Source organism: Janibacter sp. A1S7, assembly GCF_037198315.1.
GTDB classification, from domain to species: domain Bacteria; phylum Actinomycetota; class Actinomycetes; order Actinomycetales; family Dermatophilaceae; genus Janibacter; species Janibacter alittae.
Map to the genome: position 1 here is coordinate 246,524 of NZ_CP144913.1, position 16,928 is coordinate 263,451.

General features: G+C 71.1%; 22 protein-coding genes. 17 read left to right on the forward strand and 5 right to left on the reverse strand.

Annotated elements, in window-relative coordinates; translation table 11 throughout:
• Window positions 1–22: 22 nt before the first annotated feature.
• Window positions 23–517, forward strand: a complete 495-nt coding sequence (locus V1351_RS01195; RefSeq protein ID WP_338749935.1) for an FABP family protein — start codon at window positions 23–25, stop codon at window positions 515–517.
• 249 nt (window positions 518–766) lie between these two features.
• On the opposite strand, the gene V1351_RS01200 is transcribed toward V1351_RS01195, so the two are convergent.
• A complete protein-coding gene (locus V1351_RS01200) occupies window positions 767–1,774 on the reverse strand; it encodes an LCP family protein (RefSeq protein WP_338749937.1) in 1,008 nt (335 codons plus the stop codon).
• Between the two features lie 122 nt (window positions 1,775–1,896).
• Here V1351_RS01200 and V1351_RS01205 point away from each other — a divergent pair, with 122 nt between their 5' ends.
• The 8 genes from V1351_RS01205 (at window position 1,897) to V1351_RS01240 (ending at window position 7,051) form a co-directional block, all read left to right on the forward strand.
• Entirely contained in the window at window positions 1,897–2,334 is a 438-nt protein-coding gene (locus V1351_RS01205) for a Fur family transcriptional regulator (RefSeq protein ID WP_338749939.1), read from the forward strand.
• Window positions 2,331–3,350: a YgfZ/GcvT domain-containing protein gene (locus V1351_RS01210; RefSeq protein WP_338749941.1), complete on the forward strand. Its 1,020-nt coding sequence runs from the start codon at window positions 2,331–2,333 to the stop codon at window positions 3,348–3,350. The genes V1351_RS01205 and V1351_RS01210 overlap by 4 nt, the downstream gene beginning before the upstream one ends.
• A gap of 183 nt (window positions 3,351–3,533) precedes the next feature.
• Window positions 3,534–4,208 (forward strand): helix-turn-helix domain-containing protein, encoded by a 675-nt coding sequence (locus tag V1351_RS01215; protein ID WP_338749943.1) that lies wholly within the window; start codon window positions 3,534–3,536, stop codon window positions 4,206–4,208.
• Entirely contained in the window at window positions 4,205–4,825 is a 621-nt protein-coding gene (locus tag V1351_RS01220) for a hypothetical protein (protein ID WP_338749945.1), read from the forward strand. The genes V1351_RS01215 and V1351_RS01220 overlap by 4 nt, the downstream gene beginning before the upstream one ends.
• A gap of 96 nt (window positions 4,826–4,921) precedes the next feature.
• Window positions 4,922–5,908 (forward strand): asparaginase, encoded by a 987-nt coding sequence (locus V1351_RS01225; protein WP_338749947.1) that lies wholly within the window; start codon window positions 4,922–4,924, stop codon window positions 5,906–5,908.
• Entirely contained in the window at window positions 5,905–6,333 is a 429-nt protein-coding gene (dtd, locus tag V1351_RS01230; protein WP_338749949.1) for a D-aminoacyl-tRNA deacylase, read from the forward strand. The genes V1351_RS01225 and dtd overlap by 4 nt, the downstream gene beginning before the upstream one ends.
• Window positions 6,334–6,342: 9 nt before the next feature.
• Complete coding sequence (locus V1351_RS01235; protein WP_185990812.1) at window positions 6,343–6,639, forward strand: DUF2516 family protein; 297 nt, start codon at window positions 6,343–6,345, stop codon at window positions 6,637–6,639.
• A 46-nt stretch (window positions 6,640–6,685) separates the two neighbouring features.
• The gene (locus V1351_RS01240) at window positions 6,686–7,051 is read left to right on the forward strand and encodes a phosphomannose isomerase type II C-terminal cupin domain (protein ID WP_338749951.1); all 366 of its coding nucleotides are present in this window, start codon (window positions 6,686–6,688) and stop codon (window positions 7,049–7,051) included.
• Here V1351_RS01240 and V1351_RS01245 read toward each other — a convergent pair.
• The gene (locus tag V1351_RS01245) at window positions 7,039–7,866 is read right to left on the reverse strand and encodes a class I SAM-dependent methyltransferase (protein WP_338749953.1); all 828 of its coding nucleotides are present in this window, start codon (window positions 7,864–7,866) and stop codon (window positions 7,039–7,041) included. The two genes, V1351_RS01240 and V1351_RS01245, sit on opposite strands and share 13 nt — an antisense overlap.
• A 70-nt stretch (window positions 7,867–7,936) precedes the next feature.
• Between V1351_RS01245 and mshA the strand changes: the two genes are divergently transcribed.
• The 3 genes from mshA to V1351_RS01260 all read left to right on the forward strand — a co-directional run bounded on the left by mshA (window position 7,937) and on the right by V1351_RS01260 (window position 10,543).
• Complete coding sequence (gene mshA / locus V1351_RS01250; protein ID WP_338749955.1) at window positions 7,937–9,208, forward strand: D-inositol-3-phosphate glycosyltransferase; 1,272 nt, start codon at window positions 7,937–7,939, stop codon at window positions 9,206–9,208.
• The gene (locus tag V1351_RS01255) at window positions 9,205–9,699 is read left to right on the forward strand and encodes a YbjN domain-containing protein (RefSeq protein ID WP_338749957.1); all 495 of its coding nucleotides are present in this window, start codon (window positions 9,205–9,207) and stop codon (window positions 9,697–9,699) included. The genes mshA and V1351_RS01255 overlap by 4 nt, the downstream gene beginning before the upstream one ends.
• A gap of 112 nt (window positions 9,700–9,811) precedes the next feature.
• Window positions 9,812–10,543: a phosphoglyceromutase gene (locus V1351_RS01260; protein WP_338749959.1), complete on the forward strand. Its 732-nt coding sequence runs from the start codon at window positions 9,812–9,814 to the stop codon at window positions 10,541–10,543.
• Window positions 10,544–10,549: 6 nt separating this feature from the next.
• Here the strand turns inward: V1351_RS01260 and phoU are convergent, their stop codons facing one another.
• Window positions 10,550–11,230: a phosphate signaling complex protein PhoU gene (phoU, locus tag V1351_RS01265; protein WP_338749961.1), complete on the reverse strand. Its 681-nt coding sequence runs from the start codon at window positions 11,228–11,230 to the stop codon at window positions 10,550–10,552.
• 153 nt (window positions 11,231–11,383) lie between these two features.
• Here phoU and V1351_RS01270 point away from each other — a divergent pair, with 153 nt between their 5' ends.
• Window positions 11,384–12,562, forward strand: coding sequence for a sensor histidine kinase (locus V1351_RS01270; RefSeq protein WP_338749963.1), 1,179 nt, complete (start codon window positions 11,384–11,386; stop codon window positions 12,560–12,562).
• Window positions 12,559–13,239, forward strand: coding sequence for a response regulator transcription factor (locus V1351_RS01275; RefSeq protein WP_338749965.1), 681 nt, complete (start codon window positions 12,559–12,561; stop codon window positions 13,237–13,239). Before V1351_RS01270 ends, V1351_RS01275 begins: the two co-directional genes overlap by 4 nt.
• A 65-nt stretch (window positions 13,240–13,304) precedes the next feature.
• On the opposite strand, the gene V1351_RS01280 is transcribed toward V1351_RS01275, so the two are convergent.
• A complete protein-coding gene (locus V1351_RS01280; RefSeq protein ID WP_338749967.1) occupies window positions 13,305–13,823 on the reverse strand; it encodes a hypothetical protein in 519 nt (172 codons plus the stop codon).
• A gap of 144 nt (window positions 13,824–13,967) precedes the next feature.
• On the opposite strand from V1351_RS01280, the gene V1351_RS01285 reads away from it, so the two are divergent.
• Window positions 13,968–14,450 (forward strand): CarD family transcriptional regulator, encoded by a 483-nt coding sequence (locus V1351_RS01285; protein ID WP_277454157.1) that lies wholly within the window; start codon window positions 13,968–13,970, stop codon window positions 14,448–14,450.
• Window positions 14,451–14,502: 52 nt separating this feature from the next.
• Entirely contained in the window at window positions 14,503–15,204 is a 702-nt protein-coding gene (gene ispD, locus V1351_RS01290; protein ID WP_338749972.1) for a 2-C-methyl-D-erythritol 4-phosphate cytidylyltransferase, read from the forward strand.
• A gap of 100 nt (window positions 15,205–15,304) precedes the next feature.
• Here the strand turns inward: ispD and V1351_RS01295 are convergent, their stop codons facing one another.
• The gene (locus V1351_RS01295; protein WP_338749974.1) at window positions 15,305–16,357 is read right to left on the reverse strand and encodes an FAD-dependent oxidoreductase; all 1,053 of its coding nucleotides are present in this window, start codon (window positions 16,355–16,357) and stop codon (window positions 15,305–15,307) included.
• 50 nt (window positions 16,358–16,407) lie between these two features.
• On the opposite strand from V1351_RS01295, the gene ispF reads away from it, so the two are divergent.
• A complete protein-coding gene (gene ispF / locus V1351_RS01300; protein WP_338749976.1) occupies window positions 16,408–16,896 on the forward strand; it encodes a 2-C-methyl-D-erythritol 2,4-cyclodiphosphate synthase in 489 nt (162 codons plus the stop codon).
• Window positions 16,897–16,928: the final 32 nt, after the last annotated feature.

Sequence of the window (16,928 nt, forward strand, 5' to 3'; positions counted from 1 at the left end):
CCCGGCCACCTACGATGGGCGGGTGTTCACACTCGACCCCACGATCCACCCCGACATCGCCCCCCTCGCCTGGCTCGTCGGCCGCTGGGAGGGCGCCGGCGTCCTCGGCTACCCGACGATCGAGTCGGCCAACTTCGGCCAGGAGGTCATCGTCAGCCACGACGAGCGGCCCTTCCTGCGCTGGGAGAGCCGCTCGTGGATCCTGGACGAGCAGGGCGAGAAGGTGCGTCCGGCCGGCACCGAGCTCGGTTTCTGGCGTCCCGGCGGTGAGGGCGAGGTCGAGCTGCTGCTGACGCACCCGACCGGCATCATCGAGATGTACTACGGCAGCGTCGAGCCCGGTCGGATCGAGATGGCCACCGACGGCGTCATCCGCAGTCCCCGCGCCAAGGAGTACACGGCCGCCCAGCGCATGTACGGCCTGGTCAACTCCAACCTCATGTGGGTCATGGACATGGCTGCTGCCGGGGAGCCGATGACCAGCCACCTGTCCGCGGAGCTCAAGCGCGTCGAGTGAGGGGGGTGCGTCACCCTCCTCGCCCGTAAGGGGCACCTCGCGGGTGAAGGGCTGCATCGGCCCTTGGCGCCCAGCCCGCACGACGGATCGTCAGCCCACCCGGGTGCTCGGTGCGGGCTGGGGCCTGAGTCGGGCCGACACAGCCCTTCACTCCTACTCACCTGGTGGACCCGACGGCGTTGGGCGCGCCTGTCACGCGGTATTTCGGGACACGGGTGCTCGCAATGCCGTCAGGCTCCGCCCCGAGGCCTACTCGGCGTTGTCGGCGTAGGACTGCAGATCGTCGGTGCGCAGGGCGTCGCTGAGGGCGGCCATGCCCTGCTCGTCGAGGATGTCGATGGATGCACCCTCGGCGGTCGTGCCGTAGCCGCTGAAGGGGGCGGTGATGAAGTGGATGTCGTCGCCGCGCACCGAGCGCAGCTTGATCGCCTCACTGCGGATGACTCCGCCGGTGAGGCCGTCGTCGACGACCGTGTGCTCCGTCCCGGCCTCGATGACCCCGTTCAGACGGCTGGGGTTGAGCAGCACCTGGGGATCGAGGGTCTCGCGCATGATCGCCTTGAGCCAGGCCTGCTGGCGCTGACCGCGGGAGATGTCTCCCTCCTGCAGCTGCTTGCGCTCGCGGACGAAGTCCAGCGACTGCGCCCCGTCGAGGGTGACCTCGCCGGCGGGGTAGTCCGGCCCGGGCTGGGTGTTGTTGACCGTCACGCCGCCGAGCGCGTCGGTCAGCTGCTTGAAGCCCTCGAAGTCCGTCTTGGCCACGTGGTTGATCTTGACCCCGACGAGGTCCTGGACTGTCCGCACGAGCAGCGGCGCCTGGCCGAAGGCGTAGGCGGCGTTGATCTTGTCCTGGCCGTGGCCGGGGATCGGTACGTACAGGTCTCGGGGGAAGTGGATGATCCAGACGTTGTCGTGGTCCTCGTCGACGTGGACCAGCTGGATGACGTCGGCCCGGCTGGAGGTCTCGCCCGGTCGGGCGTCGGAGCCGATGAGCAGGTAGTTCTCGCCCGCGTCGCCGACGAGGTCCTCGCCGGTGGTCGTCGTCGTGTCGTCCTCGGCGTCACCGAGGAGCTCCTCGTGGGTGAGTCCGCGGTCGACCTTGCTGCTGATGAACCAGCCGTACCCGCCGACGCCGATGCAGACGAGCAGGACGAGGGCGATCAGCGTGACGCCGACGCGACCGGCCCGGCCCATCCGCCGGCGCCGGCGCCGCGGAGCAGGCGAGGTGTCCGCAGCGTCATCGAATTCTTCGAGCATGGGCACAGGGTAAGGCCGTCGGGTGGGAGAACGTCCGAACGCCGCCGGAGCCCGGCGCGTGGTGCCGGGCACCGGGCCCGCCACCCCTGCCCGTGCCCGGATAGAACCCGTAGATTGGGGGCATGGACGATCCGGGCGAGGTGCTGCGCCGCCACGGGCTGCGCATGACCGAGCAGCGGCGGCGCGTGCTGGGCGCGTTGACCCGACGGTCGCACCTGACTCCCGACGCCATCGTCGCGCTGGTGGCGGCGGACGGGGGGCCCGAGCTGCCCCCGTCGACCATCTACCGCACGCTCGACGCGCTCGAGGAGGTCGGCCTCGTCGAGCACACGCACCTCGACCACCGGGCGCCGACCTACCACCGGGCAGGACAGCACGGTCACCTGCACCTGCGCTGCCGCGACTGCGGGCGGGTGACCGAGGTCGACCCGACCCTGGCGACGCCCTTCGTCGATGCCCTGCGCGGCACGACCGGTTTCGTCGCCGAGCTGAGCCACATGGCCATCCACGGTCGCTGCGCGGACTGCGCCGCCGACCCCGACTCCGAAGGAGGGGCATGACTGCCTCACCACTTCTCCAGACATCAGGCGCCGTCGTCGGCGAGGGACTCGACGCGGGCGTCGCCGCCCACTACGGCGACCCGATGCGTGAGCAGCGGCTGCTCGCCGAGGGACTCGCCGTCGTCGACCTCTCGCACCGCGGTGTCGTCACCGTGTCCGGGCCGGACCGCCTGTCCTGGCTGCACTCGCTGACCTCCCAGCAGCTGACCGACCTGCCACCACGCACCTCGGTGGAGTCGCTCGTCCTCACCTCCAAGGGGAAGGTCGAGCACGCCCTCCACGTCGTCGATGACGGTGAGCGGACCTGGCTGTCGGTCGAGCCGGGCACGGCGCCGGACCTCGCCGGCTGGCTGGACTCGATGCGCTTCATGCTCCGGGTCGAGGTCGAGGACGCCAGCGACCGCTACGCCGTCCTCGGCGAGAGCGTGGACCGCGAGGGTGGCGAGGGGGAGCCGCCGACGTGGTTGGATTCATGGCCGCGGGTGGTCGGGGACACCGCGATCTACGGCCCGCCGGCCGAGGAGCACCCGGGCCGCGTGCGGCGCTGGCGGGAGGTCATCGTCCCGGTCGAGGAGATGACCGCCGCGGTCGGCGACCGGGAGCTCGCCGGGACGTGGGCTGCCGAGGCCCTGCGGGTGGCCGCTTGGCGTCCGCGCCTCGGCGCCGAGACCGACCAACGCACGATCGCCCACGAGGTCGACTGGTTGCGCACCGCCGTGCACCTGCACAAGGGCTGCTACCGCGGCCAGGAGACGGTCGCCAAGGTGCACAACCTCGGGCGTCCGCCGCGGCGTCTCGCCTTCCTGCACCTCGACGGCTCGGGGCACGTCCTGCCGGACGCCGGAGCCGAGATCCGGTTGGGGGAGAAGGTCGTCGGCCACGTCACCACACGGGCGAGGCACCACGAGGACGGGCCGATCGCGCTCGCGATGCTCAAGCGCAACACCGACTCGGCCGCGGACCTGATCGTCGACGGGGACATCGCCGCAGCCCAGACGGAGATCGTCCCTCGCTGAGGGCGCTGCCCTCGCCCCGCGACACGAACTGCTGCAGGCAGCACCTGGTATCGCGTGCAGCACCTCGAGCTGCTGCAGGCTCGACGAAGTGCCGCCTGCAGCAGTTCGTTCGGCCGGTGAGACCTCCCTCACAAGTGCTGCCTCTGGTTTGCAAGCGCTAACTGAAGCAAGCATAATGAAGTCATGTCCAAGAACCCGCTCGACGCCCTCCCGGGCAACCTGGGGAACAACCTGGGCGAGTACCTGCGCGAGCAGCGTCAGCACGCGAAGCTCTCCGTGCGGCAGTTGTCTGCGTTGGCCGGGGTCTCCAATCCCTACCTGTCGCAGATCGAGCGGGGCGTGAAGCGGCCGAGTGCCGACATCCTGCAGCAGATCGCCAAGGGCCTCTCGATCTCCGCCGAGACCCTCTACGTCCAGGCCGGACTGCTCGACCCCAAGGACGCGGGAGCCGAGGCCGGGGACAAGACCCGCTCCGCGATCCGATCGGACCCCGCGCTCACGTCGCGGCAGCGGCAGACCCTGGTGGAGATCTACGAGTCCTTCGTCGGCGCAGACCGGACCCGGACGAAGGCCTCCACCCCGACGGCGGCTCCGGCGAAGAAGTCCGCCTCGCCCTCCTCCGCCACGAGGACGACCTCCTCCCGGGCGGGGACGAAGCGGGCCACGAAGACCGCAGCGAAGAAGCCGGCCACCGAGAAGACCTCCGCCCCCCAAAAGACCTCCGCCCCCCAGAAGGCCTCGGCCTCTCGGGTGGCCACCACCCGGGGCGGCGACACCTCGTCGTCCACCCGTACGAAGGGCTCGCCGAAGGCGTCGGGCTCGAAGAACTCGAAGTCCACACCAAGGAGAAACCCATGAGCGTCACCACCACCGTCAAGAAGGTCGTCACCGACCAGACCTATGCCACCGTCGGCGCGACCGACCTCGCCGTCGAGACCTTCCGCGGCTACACCACCCAGATCTCGGCCCTCGGTGCCGAGCTCGAGCCGAAGAAGGTCCAGGCGCGCGTCAAGGCCGCCCCGGCCGAGGTCCAGAGCTACTACAGCGACCTCACCAAGCGCGGCGAGGACCTCGTCACCCGCGTGCGCAACCAGAAGGCCACCAAGGACCTCGTCGGTCAGGCCGAGGCCACCGTGGCGCTCGGCAAGGGCCTCGTCACGACGGTCCGCAAGGCCGTCTCCGACGTCGAGGCGTCCGCCAAGCGCACGCTGACGATCGGTCGCAAGGAGGCCGTCGCGGCGGCCGACGCCGTCGCCGACTCGGTGGACGTCGACGTGGACACCGAGAAGGCCAAGAAGGCCGTCTCCGGTTCCGCCAAGCGCACCACCTCCGCCGCCAAGGGCACCAGCACCACGGCGAAGAAGGCCGCGAACCGCACGCGCACCGCGACCAAGTCCACGTCGACCGCCGCGAAGAAGACCGCCACCAAGACCGCGAAGGCCGCCGACAAGGCAGCTGACAAGGTCGGCGACTGAACGTCTGAAGTCCCGGGTGCTCCGGGGCGCGGCCCGTCGCGACCGAGCCCCCAACCGCACCAACCGATGCTGTGGTGAGGCGGTAGCCTGCGGCGGATGACCGCCCAGGCCCCTGACACCACCAGTCTCGACGAGGCCCCCGTGCTGGTCCACGTGACCCGCGGGGGCTTCGTCGAGTCCGCCCACCGAGCGACGCTCGTCGCCACCGACCCCGCCGGGGGAACCCCCCTTCGTCACGGCCGGGTCGACGACCCCGTCCTGCCGCGCTCCTCGCTCAAGCCGATCCAGGCGCTGGCGATGGTGCGCGCCGGACTCGACCTGCCTGCCCACCTGCTCGCCCTGGTGTGCGCGAGTCACTCGGGGCAGGACGTCCACCGCGAGGGTGTCGGCGAGGTGCTCGCGACCGTCGGCCTCGACCTGACGGCACTGCAGAACACCCCTGCCCTGCCCCTGGGCGAGGTCGAGCACGCCCGTTGGCTCGCCGCCGGGCGCACGCCCGAACCGGTCGCCCAGGACTGTTCCGGCAAGCACGCCGGCATGCTCGCGACCTGCAAGCTCAACGACTGGCCGATCGAGGACTACCTCGACCCCCGGCACCCCCTCCAGCAGGCGATCCGGGCCACCACCGCGCAGGTCGTCGGCCCGGTGACCCACACGACCGTGGACGGGTGCGGCGCACCGCTCTTCGCCGTACCGCTGCGTGGGTTGGCCACGGCCTTCGGGGTCATCGCCGGTGCGGACGAGGCCACCGACGAAGGGAGGATCGCCACCGCCATGCGGACGGCGCCGCACATGGTGGGCGGCACCGGTCGGGACGTCACGGCCTTCATGGAGTCCGTCCCCGGCCTCGTCGCCAAGGACGGCGCCGAGTCGGTCTACGCCGCCGGCCTCGCCGACGGCCGGGGCATCGCGATCAAGGTCGCCGACGGAACCGCCCAACCTCGTGCCCGCCGGGGCCTGCTCGCGCACTCCCTGCTCGCCCTCGGCGTCGACTCCGAGGGACTGCGCACCCTGGCCGACCAGCCCGTGCTCGGCCACGGCCACCGGGTGGGTGCCGTCGAGGTCGTCGGGCTGTCCTCGTGAGGACGGTCGTCCAACGGGTGAGCTCGGCGCGCGTGCGCGTCGGTGGCGAGACGGTCGGCGAGATCGGCCCCGGTCTCGTCGCGCTGGTCGGTGTGACGCACGACGACGGGCCCGAGGAGATCGCGACGACGGTGCGCAAGATCGCCGAGCTGCGCATCATGTCCGGCGAGACGTCGGTGACCGACAGCGGCGGCGCCGTGCTCGTGGTCAGCCAGTTCACCCTCCATGCCGACATCCGCAAGGGGCGCCGCCCGTCGTGGAATGCCGCTGCCCCCGGCCCGGTCGCCGAGCCGGTCGTCGACGCCGTCGCCGCAGGACTGCGTGAGCGCGGCCTGACCGTGGCCACCGGCCGGTTCGGCGCCGAGATGGCCGTCGACATCCACGGTGACGGTCCGGTGACGCTCGTCATCGACGCCCCCGCATAGGCTGACCCCGTGCAGATCATCGGTCAGATCCAGGCGTGGATCATCCTCGGTCTGGGGCTGCTCGCCCTGGCCATGGAGGTCTACGCCCTCCTCCATGCCGTCCGGCAGCGCCCGGACGCCTTCACGGCCGCGGGGAAGCAGTCCAAGACCTTCTGGGTCGTGGCCCTGGCGATCGCGACGCTGCTGGGCTTCGCCGTGCTCGGTGGCGGGCTCGGCCTGCTCGCGATCATCGGCATCGTCGTCGCGGGTGTCTACCTCGCCGATGTGAGGCCCGCCATAGACGCTGTCATGGGCCGCCGTCGCTGAGCTGCGGCACAATGACTGGCCAAGCATCCGCACCCGGGGGAGATCCGTGAGCAACCTGCCCGACCCGAGACGATCGATCTTCGTCTCCGAGCGGCCCTGGGGCCGCTTCGAGCAGTTCACCAGCAACCAGACGACGACCGTCAAGATCGTCACCGTGGCGCCGGGCCACCGGCTGTCGTTGCAGACCCACGAGTACCGGGGCGAGTTCTGGCAGGTCCTCGACGGACCGCTGGACGTCACCGTCGGCGACCGTTCGTGGACGGCCGGGACCGGCGAGAAGGTGTGGGTCCCCCCGGGCGCCGTGCACCGGATGGGCAACTCGGGCGATGCGCCGGCACGGATCCTCGAGATCGGCTTCGGCGACTTCGACGAGAGCGACATCGTGCGCCTCGAGGACGACTACCGCCGCTGAGATCGAGCCAGCGGGCCGGAGCGTGGCGCCACGAGCGACCACGGCACGGTCAGCTCGCCGAGGCGCCACCGGTCGGACCGACCGACGACCGGGACCTGCTTCGCGACCTCGCCGATCGCCGCCACTGCGCGCTGCCGAGGACCGTAGGGGGCGAAGGGGGCGGCCCACCGCCACGCGTCATCGAGCCGCCCGAGCAGGTCGTGGACCGGTTCGCCGGGGATGTTGCGGTGGATGAGTGCCTTGGGCAGCCGTGCGGCGACGGTCGAGGGTTGCCTCTGCGGGCCGAGGTCGCGCAACCGCCAGGAGAGGGTGAGCGTGCGTGGCCCCCCGCCGTCGAGCGTGATCCAGCTGCCGAGGCGACCGAGCTCGTCGCAGGTGCCCTCGATGAGGATGCCGTGGTCGTCCAGACGCGCGAGCATCGTCGCCCAGGGTGCCTCGACCTCCTCCTCGTCGTACTGGCGCAGCACGTTGAAGGCGCGAATGACCCGTGCCCGCTGGCCACGGGGGAGGGGTACCTCGAAGCCACCGAGGGTGAACTCCACACCCGGGCCGGCCCATGCCTGGGCGCTCACCACCCGCGCCGGGTCGATCTCCAGACCGCGCACCCGCGCGTCCGGCCGCACGGTGCGCACACGCTGGGCCCACTCCGCCGTCGTCACCCCGCTGGCGCCGTGGCCGAGGTCGACGAGGACCGGCGGCGTCCCGGCGCGCAGGACACGACGGTGGGTCGACACCAGCCACCGGTCGCACCGGCGCAATCGGTTCGGATTGGTCGTTCCGCGGGTGATGCTGCCGACGGGACGGTGGCTGGACACCCACGCAGCGTAGGCCGACCGGCGACACAACTACGCTGGCGGGGTGGACGATCGAGTGAAGGGTGGTCCGGTGAACGATCAGCCGATCCGCCGCGTGGCCATGATCAGCGTGCACACCTCGCCGCTGGAGCAGCCGGGCGCGGGCGATGCCGGCGGGCTGAACGTCTACGTCGTCGAGTCCGCCCGCGAGCTTGCTGCTCGCGGGGTCGAGGTGGAGATCTTCACCCGGCGCACGGCGGCGGACCTGCCCGACGTCGTCGAGATGGAGCCCGGGGTGGTCGTGCGCCACATCGACGCCGGGCCCTACGAGGGCCTGCTCAAGGAGGACCTGCCGGGTCAGCTGTGCGCCTTCGCCGCGGGGATGATGCGGGAGATCGCCCGGGTCCCGGACGGCCACTACGACGTGGCGCACTCGCACTACTGGCTCTCCGGGCAGGTCGGGTGGCTCGTCGCCGAACGCTGGCAGGTGCCGCTCGTGCACACGATGCACACGATGGCGCGCGTGAAGAACCGCAAGCTCGCCGAGGACGACGTCCCCGAGCCCCCCGGCCGGGAGATCGGCGAGGCGCAGGTCGTCGACATCGCCGACCGGCTCATCGCCAACACCCTGCAGGAGGGCGACGAGCTGATCGAGTACTACGACGCGGACCCGGACAAGGTCCAGGTCGTCCCGCCCGGGGTGGACCTGACCACCTTCGCCCCCGGTGACCGCGACGACGCACGCTCGCGGGTCGGCCTGCCGCAGGATGCGGTCGTGCTGCTCTTCGTCGGTCGGATCCAGCCGCTCAAGGGCCCGCACGTCCTCGTGCGGGCCGCCGCCGAGCTGCTCGAGCGGCGCCCCGAGTTGCGTGGACGCCTCGTCGTGGCCGTCCTCGGTGGCGCCTCTGGCCGGGGTCTGGTGGCGCCGGACCGGTTGCAGCAGCTCGGTGAGGAGCTCGGGGTCGCCGAGGTGTTGCACCTGGTGCCACCGGCGGGCCGCGCCGACCTGGCCGACTGGTACCGTGCCGCGGACCTCGTCGCGGTGCCCTCGCACACCGAGTCGTTCGGCCTGGTCGCCATCGAGGCGCAGGCCACCGGGGCGCTCGTCGTCGCGGCGGACGTCGGTGGTCTGCGCACCGCGGTCGGCGACGGTGGCGTCCTCGTCGCCGGGCACGACCCGCAGGACTGGTCACGTCAGCTGGAGGAGCTCATCGACGACCCCGCCGGGGCCGAGCGGCTGCGCGGCCGCGCCCGGGCGCACGCCACGGCCTTCGGATGGTCGTCGACGGTGGACCGGCTCCTCGATGTCTACGCTGGCGCCGTGGCGGAACGTCACAACGTGCTCGTGGAGGTGGCTCGATGAACGACAAGGAACAGGCCCTCGAGGTGGTCCGCTCGGTCATCGCCGAGACCGGGATCGAGAGCGAGCCCGGGACCCGGGACGGCGAGGTCGTCGTCACCCTTCCGGGGGAGAAGAAGCTGAAGACCGTCGCCTCGCTCGTCGTCGGCGAGCAGGCCCTGGCGGTGACGGCCTTCGTCATCCGCAACGCGGACGAGAACCATGGGGAGTTCTACCGGTTCCTGCTGCGCCGCAACCTGCGCATGCCCTTGCTCGCCTACTCCATCGACTCCGTGGGCGACGTCTACGTCGGGGGGAGGATCCCCCTTCGCGCCGTGACACCTCAGGTGGTCGACCAGGTCCTCGGTGTCCTGCTGGAGGCTGCCGACGAGCCCTTCAACGAGCTGCTGCTCATCGGCTTCCGCAGCTCGATGCAGAAGGAGTGGGACTGGCGGGTCTCGCGGGGCGAGTCCCTGCGCAACCTCGAGGCCTTCCGGTCGGTGCTGGAGCACTGACCCCAGGGGCGCGGGTCGATGGGCACATCGCCCTTGGTCGTTCGTTCCTCACTCCCTGAGTCGGGCCGCATCCGCATCGGCCCGCACCGACGGGCGTCAGTACGCTGACCCCATGTCGACACTCATCCTGCTGCGCCACGGGCGCTCCGACTGGAACGAAAAGAACCTCTTCACCGGCTGGGTCGACGTCGACCTGACCGACCGGGGCCGCCAGGAGGCCGTCCGCGGTGGGCAGCTGATGACGCAGGCAGGTCTCCTCCCGGACGTCGTGCACACGTCCGTGCTGCGCCGGGCGATCACCACCGCCAACATCGCGCTCGACGAGGCCGACCGGCACTGGATCCCGGTCCGTCGCGACTGGCGCCTCAACGAGCGCCACTACGGCGCCCTGCAGGGTCTGGACAAGGCCGCGACCCGGGAGAAGTACGGCGAGGAGCAGTTCATGCTGTGGCGCCGCAGTTTCGACACCCCGCCACCGCGGATCGACACCGACGACGAGTACGCGCAGACCGGCGACCCGCGCTACGCCGGTATCGAGATCCCGCGCACCGAGTGCCTGAAGGACGTCATCGAGCGCCTCATGCCCTACTGGGAGGGACCGATCCGCGAGGACCTGGCCGCCGGCAGGACCGTCCTGGTGACCGCCCACGGCAACTCGCTGCGGGCCCTGGTCAAGCACCTCGACGGCATCAGCGACGAGGACATCGCCGGGCTGAACATCCCGACCGGCATGCCGCTGGTCTACGACCTCGGCGAGGACTTCATGCCCACCGGCCCGGCCGAGTACCTCGACCCCGAGGCGGCCGCTGCCGAGGCCGCGAAGGTGGCCGGTCAGGGCGGATAGCCCGGCTCAGACGCCGTCGTCGACGTCGACCTCCTCGTCGTCGACCCCGTCGATCTCGCCCGTGACGAGGAAGCGCACGCGGCGGGCGACGGTGACGGCATGGTCGCCGAAGCGCTCGTAGTAGCGGCTGAGCAGGGCGACGTCGACGGCCGCGCTGCTGCCGTGCTCCCAGCGGCTGTCGGCCAGCCGGGCGAACATCGAGCGGTGCAGCTCGTCGAGCTCGTCGTCGATCTCCTCGATGGCGCGGGCCCCCTCGAGACTCTGCGACACGAGGATGTCGGCGACCTTCGCGACGATCCGCTCGGCGACGTGCCCCATCTGGAGGAAGGACGCGCGCATCTCGTCGGGGACGGCGCTCGTCGGGTAGCGCAGCCGGGCGACCTTGGCCACGTGACGGGCGAGGTCCCCCATCCGCTCCAGATCGCTGGACATGCGCATTGAGGTGACGACCGCGCGCAGGTCGCTGGCGACCGGGGCCTGGCGGGCCAGCAGGTCGATCGACTTCAGGTCGAGCTGGTTGCGGCGCTCGTCGATCTCCTGGTCGGCCTCGATGACCTGCTCTGCGAGCTGCACGTCGGCATCGAGCAGCGCGGACGTGGAGCGGCGGATGGCCGAGCCGACGAGGTGGGCGAGCTCGACCAGGTCGGCGGACACCTGCTCGAGCTCGTCGTGGAAGACCTGACGCATGGTTCGCCTTTCGTGAGGGGTGTCGGTGTCTGGGATGGATTGAACGCTGCCTGCGTGAACGCCCTCGGGCCGGCAGATGAACATCGTGGGATGCACCGCTGGACCTGGCGTCCTGGTGCCAGCATGCCTGATCGGAGAAGTACTCTCGGTGTCGTGGAGCCAACGACCGCGGCAATTCTGGGTGGCCTTGCCGGCCTGCTCATCGGATTCCTCGTCTGGGCCGCGATCACCATGAGCGACCGGGAGCGTGCGGCTCAGCCGCAGCCGGAGCCGGAGGTGCCCCGCGGCGTCGGAGACGTGCTCGCCGTGCTGCGCTCGTCCGGGGTGGTCCTCGACCCGACCGGTGGGGTCGTCACCACCTCGCCGGCAGCCGTGACCTACGGACTCGTGCGTGGCGGGCGCCTCGCCCACCCGGAGATCCGTGGGATCGCGGAGAAGGTCGCCCGTGACGGTGTGATCCGCGAGGCCCAGTTCGAGCTGAGCCGGCAGGGCCTGCGCTCCTCGGTGTACGTCTCGGCACGGGTGGCGCCCCTGGGCTCACGGCACCTCCTGCTGCTCGTGGAGGACCAGACACAGGGGCGGCGCGTGGAGGAGACGCGTCGCGACTTCGTCGCCAACGTCAGCCACGAGCTGAAGACCCCGGTCGGTGGCATCTCCCTGCTCGCCGAGGCCGTCATGGATGCCAAGGACGACCCCGAGGCCGTCGACCGGTTCGCTCGTCGCATGCAGAGCGAGGCCACCCGCCTGTCCAGCCTGATCAAGGAGATCGTCGAGCTCTCCCGTCTGCAGGGCACTCCGGTGCTGCAGGACCCGCAGCTGGTCGACATCGAGGACGTGATCCAGCTGGCCCTGGAGCACGTGCACATCGAGGCGGAGGCCAAGCGGATCACCCTGACCGACAAGGTCGCCGACGAGCTCTACGTGCGCGGCGACGAGGACATGCTCGTCACCGCAGTGCGCAACCTCGTCGGCAATGCCATCGCCTACTCCGACGCCGACACCTCGATCGGCGTGGGGGCGAGGCTGGTGGACGAGACGGTCGAGATCGCCGTGACCGACCAGGGTTCCGGCGTCCCCGAGGCCGAGCAGTCCCGCATCTTCGAGCGCTTCTACCGGATGGACATGGCCCGCTCCCGCGCCACCGGGGGCACCGGGCTGGGCCTGTCCATCGTCAAGCACATCTGCGCCAACCACGGTGGCGACGTGCGGGTCTGGAGCGATGGGCAGCACGGTTCGACCTTCACGATCCGACTCCCCGTCGCTCCCGAGACGCTCGAGTCGCTCGACCAGAGCCTGGACCCGATGACCCCCACAAAGGAGTTCCGCCGATGACACGCATCCTCGTGGTCGAGGACGAGGTGTCCTTCTCCGACCCCCTGTCGTACCTGCTGGAGAAGGAGGGGTACGAGGTGGCAGTCGCCGAGAACGGCCCCGACGCCATCTCGGCCTTCGAGTCCGACGGTGCCGATCTGGTGCTGCTCGACCTGATGCTCCCGGGCCTGTCCGGCATCGACGTCTGTCGCACGATCCGACAGCGCTCCAACGTGCCGGTCATCATGCTGACCGCCAAGGACGGGGAGATCGACAAGGTGGTCGGGCTGGAGATCGGCGCCGACGACTACGTCACCAAGCCGTACAGCTCGCGCGAGCTGCTCGCCCGGATCAAGGCCGTCCTGCGTCGTCGCGCCGAGCCGGATGAGCTGCTGCCCTCGACGCTCGAGGGCGGGCCGGTGCGCATGGACGTCGAGCGGCACGTCGTGGCCGTGCACGGCGAGCAGGTCCAGCTGCCACTCAAGGAGTTCGAGCTCCTCGAGATGTTGCTGCGCAACGCCGGCCGGGTCCTCACCCGCGCCCAGCTGATCGACCGGGTCTGGGGCAGCGACTACGTCGGGGACACCAAGACCCTGGACGTGCACGTCAAGCGGCTGCGCGCCAAGGTCGAGCCCGACCCCGCCAAGCCGGTGCACATCGTCACCGTCCGCGGCCTGGGTTACAAGTTCGAGGGGTGAGCCCGGGACCACGCATGACGACGGGGGCCCGACCGGATCAACCGGTCGGCCCCCGTCGTCATGCGTCAGTGGTCCTCGGACTCCCCGTCCGCGGTGCTGCTCGGAGAGGGCTGCGGGGTCCAACCCTTCGGGGCGTACTCCTCGTAGTAACCCGTCGGCAGGACGACAGGTGCCTGCAGCGGGATGGTCGTGTCGCCGACGGTGACCTCGACCTCCGTCATGGCGCCCGCGCCCTGCTCGAGCCCCGTGAGCGTGAGGTCCTCGTCGCCGAGGGTGACGAGCGTCCCGGGGGCGACCTCGGTCGACGCCTCGCCCGAGCCGCCGGCGATGGTGACCGTGATCGGCTTCGTGCCGGAGTTCTCGACGGCACCGGTGACGACGGCCTCGCCGCCGTCCTCTCCGCTGACGAGGGCGAGGTTCTCGAGCTGGACGTCGTCGGGCAGTCCCTTGACGGCGACCCCGTCGGAGATGGACTGGGTCTTCGTCGTCTGCAGCGGGGAGAACACGGAGCAACCGGCGGTGCCGGCGACCAGGACGACGGTCAGAGCGAGGGCGCGGCCACGGGTGCGGAGATTGTGCTTCACGGGGCACATCGTAGCGGGGCGTCGGCGTCGGGAGGACAGGGGCGCCCGTCTGCCCGGAGCGGGGGCATTGTGTCGGTCAGGGTTGCCTGTGCGACCCACGACACGCCGTGTTAAACTGGAGGTCGCGAAAGGGGCAATCTCCACATGGATTTCAAGGTCGGCGAGACGGTCGTGTACCCCCACCACGGGGCTGCTTTGATCGAAGAGATCAAGTTCCGAAAGATCAAGGGTGAGGACAAGCAGTACCTCAAGTTGAAGGTGGCACAGGGAGATCTGACCATCGAAGTTCCCGCCGAGAACTGCGACCTCGTGGGTGTCCGCGATGTCGTCGGCAAGGAAGGGCTGGATCGGGTCTTCGAGGTGCTGCGCACGCCGCACGCCGAGGAGCCGACGAACTGGTCGCGTCGCTACAAGGCCAATCTCGAGAAGTTGGCGTCCGGCGATGTCATCAAGGTCTCCGAGGTCGTCCGTGACCTCTGGCGCCGCGAGAAGGACCGCGGTCTGTCCGCGGGTGAGAAGCGGATGCTGGCCAAGGCGCGCCAGATCCTCGTCTCCGAGCTCGCGCTCGCGGAGAAGACGGACGAGGACAAGGCCGAGACCATTCTCGACGAGGTCCTCGCCTCGTGAGGACAGCGTTCTGAACCACAGGCAAGATGACGACGCCCACACCGACTCCGGTGTGGGCGTCGTCGTCGTGGCGGCCGGATCCGGCAGCCGCCTGGGTGCCGACCGGCCCAAGGCCTTCGTCGAACTCGCGGGGGCGACCCTGCTGGAGCACGCGCTGCGGGGCGTGGTCGCCGCCGGTGTCGACGAGGTGGCCGTGGTCGTCCCGGCCGACTGGGTGACGCAGGCCGAGATGGTCGCCGTGGCGGTGGTCGGCCCGGCCGGCCCGGCCGGCCCGGCGATGACCGTCGTGCCCGGAGGGGCCGAGCGCACCGACTCGGTCGCCGCCGGGCTGTCTTCCCTCTCCGAGCAGGTGCACCACGTCCTCGTCCACGACGCCGCCCGGTGCCTGACCCCCGTGGTCGTCTTCGAGCGCGTGATCGCGGCGCTCGCGCGCGGGGCGAGGGGAGCGATCCCGGGGGTGCCCGTCGTCGACACGATCAAGACCGTCGCCCCCGACGGGCTGATCACCGGCACCCCGTCGCGGGACTCGTTGCGTGCGGTGCAGACACCGCAGGGGTTCCGCCGGGACGTGCTGGAGCAGGCCCATGCCGCAGGGGTGCCGGCGACCGATGATGCCGCGCTCGTCGAGGCGCTCGGTCACCCCGTCCTCGTCGTCGACGGCGACCCCCGCTCGCTGAAGATCACGACGCCGGCCGACCTGGTGCACGCCGAGCGTCTGCTGGCCGCCGGGAGCCGCGCGCCCGGCCACCGCTGACCGAGCGGCCCCATCCCCGATCGGCCGTCCGACCGAACCGGACCCGCACCGATTCGGCCACGCGGATGCGGTGGGACACGACGGGGCCCGGGCACTCTCGTCAGGGGTGGGCGAGCTGGCGACGCACGGCCAGCGCGGCAGCGCGACCGGCCCGGTTGCCGCCGATGGTGCTCGCGGACGGTCCGTAGCCGACGAGCTGCACCCGGGGGTCGACGGCGCTCGTCACCGAGGTCTGCACGTCCGTGCTCCCGGGCAGCAGCGCGATGCCTCCCCGAGCGCCACGAAGACCCAGGGGGGCCAGGTGACGTACGGCGGGACGGAAGCCGGTCGCCCACAGGATCGCGTCGACCTGCTCGTGGGTGCCGTCCGCCCAGCGCACCCCGTCCGGCTCGATCCGCTCGAACATCGGTCGCCGTCGGTCGTAGACACCGGTGCGGGCAGCGGCCATCTCCTGCGGGCGCAGCGCCAGCCCGGTGACCGAGACGACGCTGGCCGGTGGGCGGCCCTCGCGGACCCGCCGCTGGACCAGCTCGATCGCCTCCCGGCCGGAGAAGCCCCCGTCGTTCCACACCGGCTCGCGCCGGGTCACCCAGATGACGTGCGCGATGGTCGCGATCTCGCCGATGAACTGCACGGCGGACGCGCCACCGCCGACGACGACCACACGCGTGCCGCGGAAGTGCTCCGCCCCCGGGTAGGCGACGGTGTGCCACTGCTCCCCGGCGAAGTCCCGTTGGCCGGGGTAGGTGGGGATGAACGGGCGCGTCCAGGTCCCGGTCGCGTTGATCAGCGTGCGCGTGGTCCAGGACTGCTCTGCGGCGTGGGCGACGATCAGTCCACCCTCGTCGGTCACCCGGCCGACGTGGACCGGCCGCAGCACGGGGAGCTCGTGGGCCTCCTCGTACTCGTCGAACCACTGCGCGATGACCTCGTTGGCCCGGTCGCCGGACCCGCCGGGCGCGGGGGCGTCGGGCAGGTCCGCGACGCCGTGGACGTCGTCCATCGACAGCGAGTCCCAGCGGTGCTGCCACGCTCCGCCCGGGCGGGTGTTCGCGTCGAGGACCACGTGCTCGACACCCACGCGACGCAGGTGGAAGGACGCGGACAGGCCCCCCTGACCGGCGCCGATGACGACGCACTCGTGGATCTGCACGACGCCACGCTAGCCGCAGTGCCGCGGCGCGGTGCTGCAAGACTGGCGCCATGACTGCGCTGCCCCGCACCGGGATCGGTGTCGACGTCCATGCCTTCGCCGCCCCCGGTTCCGGGCGCGAGCTGTGGGTCGGGGGGCTGCTGTGGCCGGGCGAGGTGGGCCTCGAGGGTCACTCTGACGCCGACGTCGCCTGCCACGCCGCCTGCGACGCGCTCTTCTCGGCCGCCGGGATCGGGGACCTCGGGGCCCACTTCGGCACCGGCAGGCCGCAGTGGGACGGGGCGAAGGGGGTGACCCTCCTCGTCGAGGCCGCGCGCCTGGTGCGGGCGGCCGGCTTCGAGGTCGGGAACGTCGCGGTGCAGGTCGTCGGCAACCGCCCCAAGATCGGGACCCGGCGCGAGGAGGCACAGACGGCCATGTCGCAGGCCTGCGGTGCGCCGGTCAGCCTGAGCGGCACGACCACCGACGCACTGGGTCTCACCGGCCGGGGTGAGGGTGTTGCCGCCATCGCCACCGCACTCGTCGTCGCCACTGCCTGACCCTCGGGTTTCTCCCGGAGAGCCGGCGACGA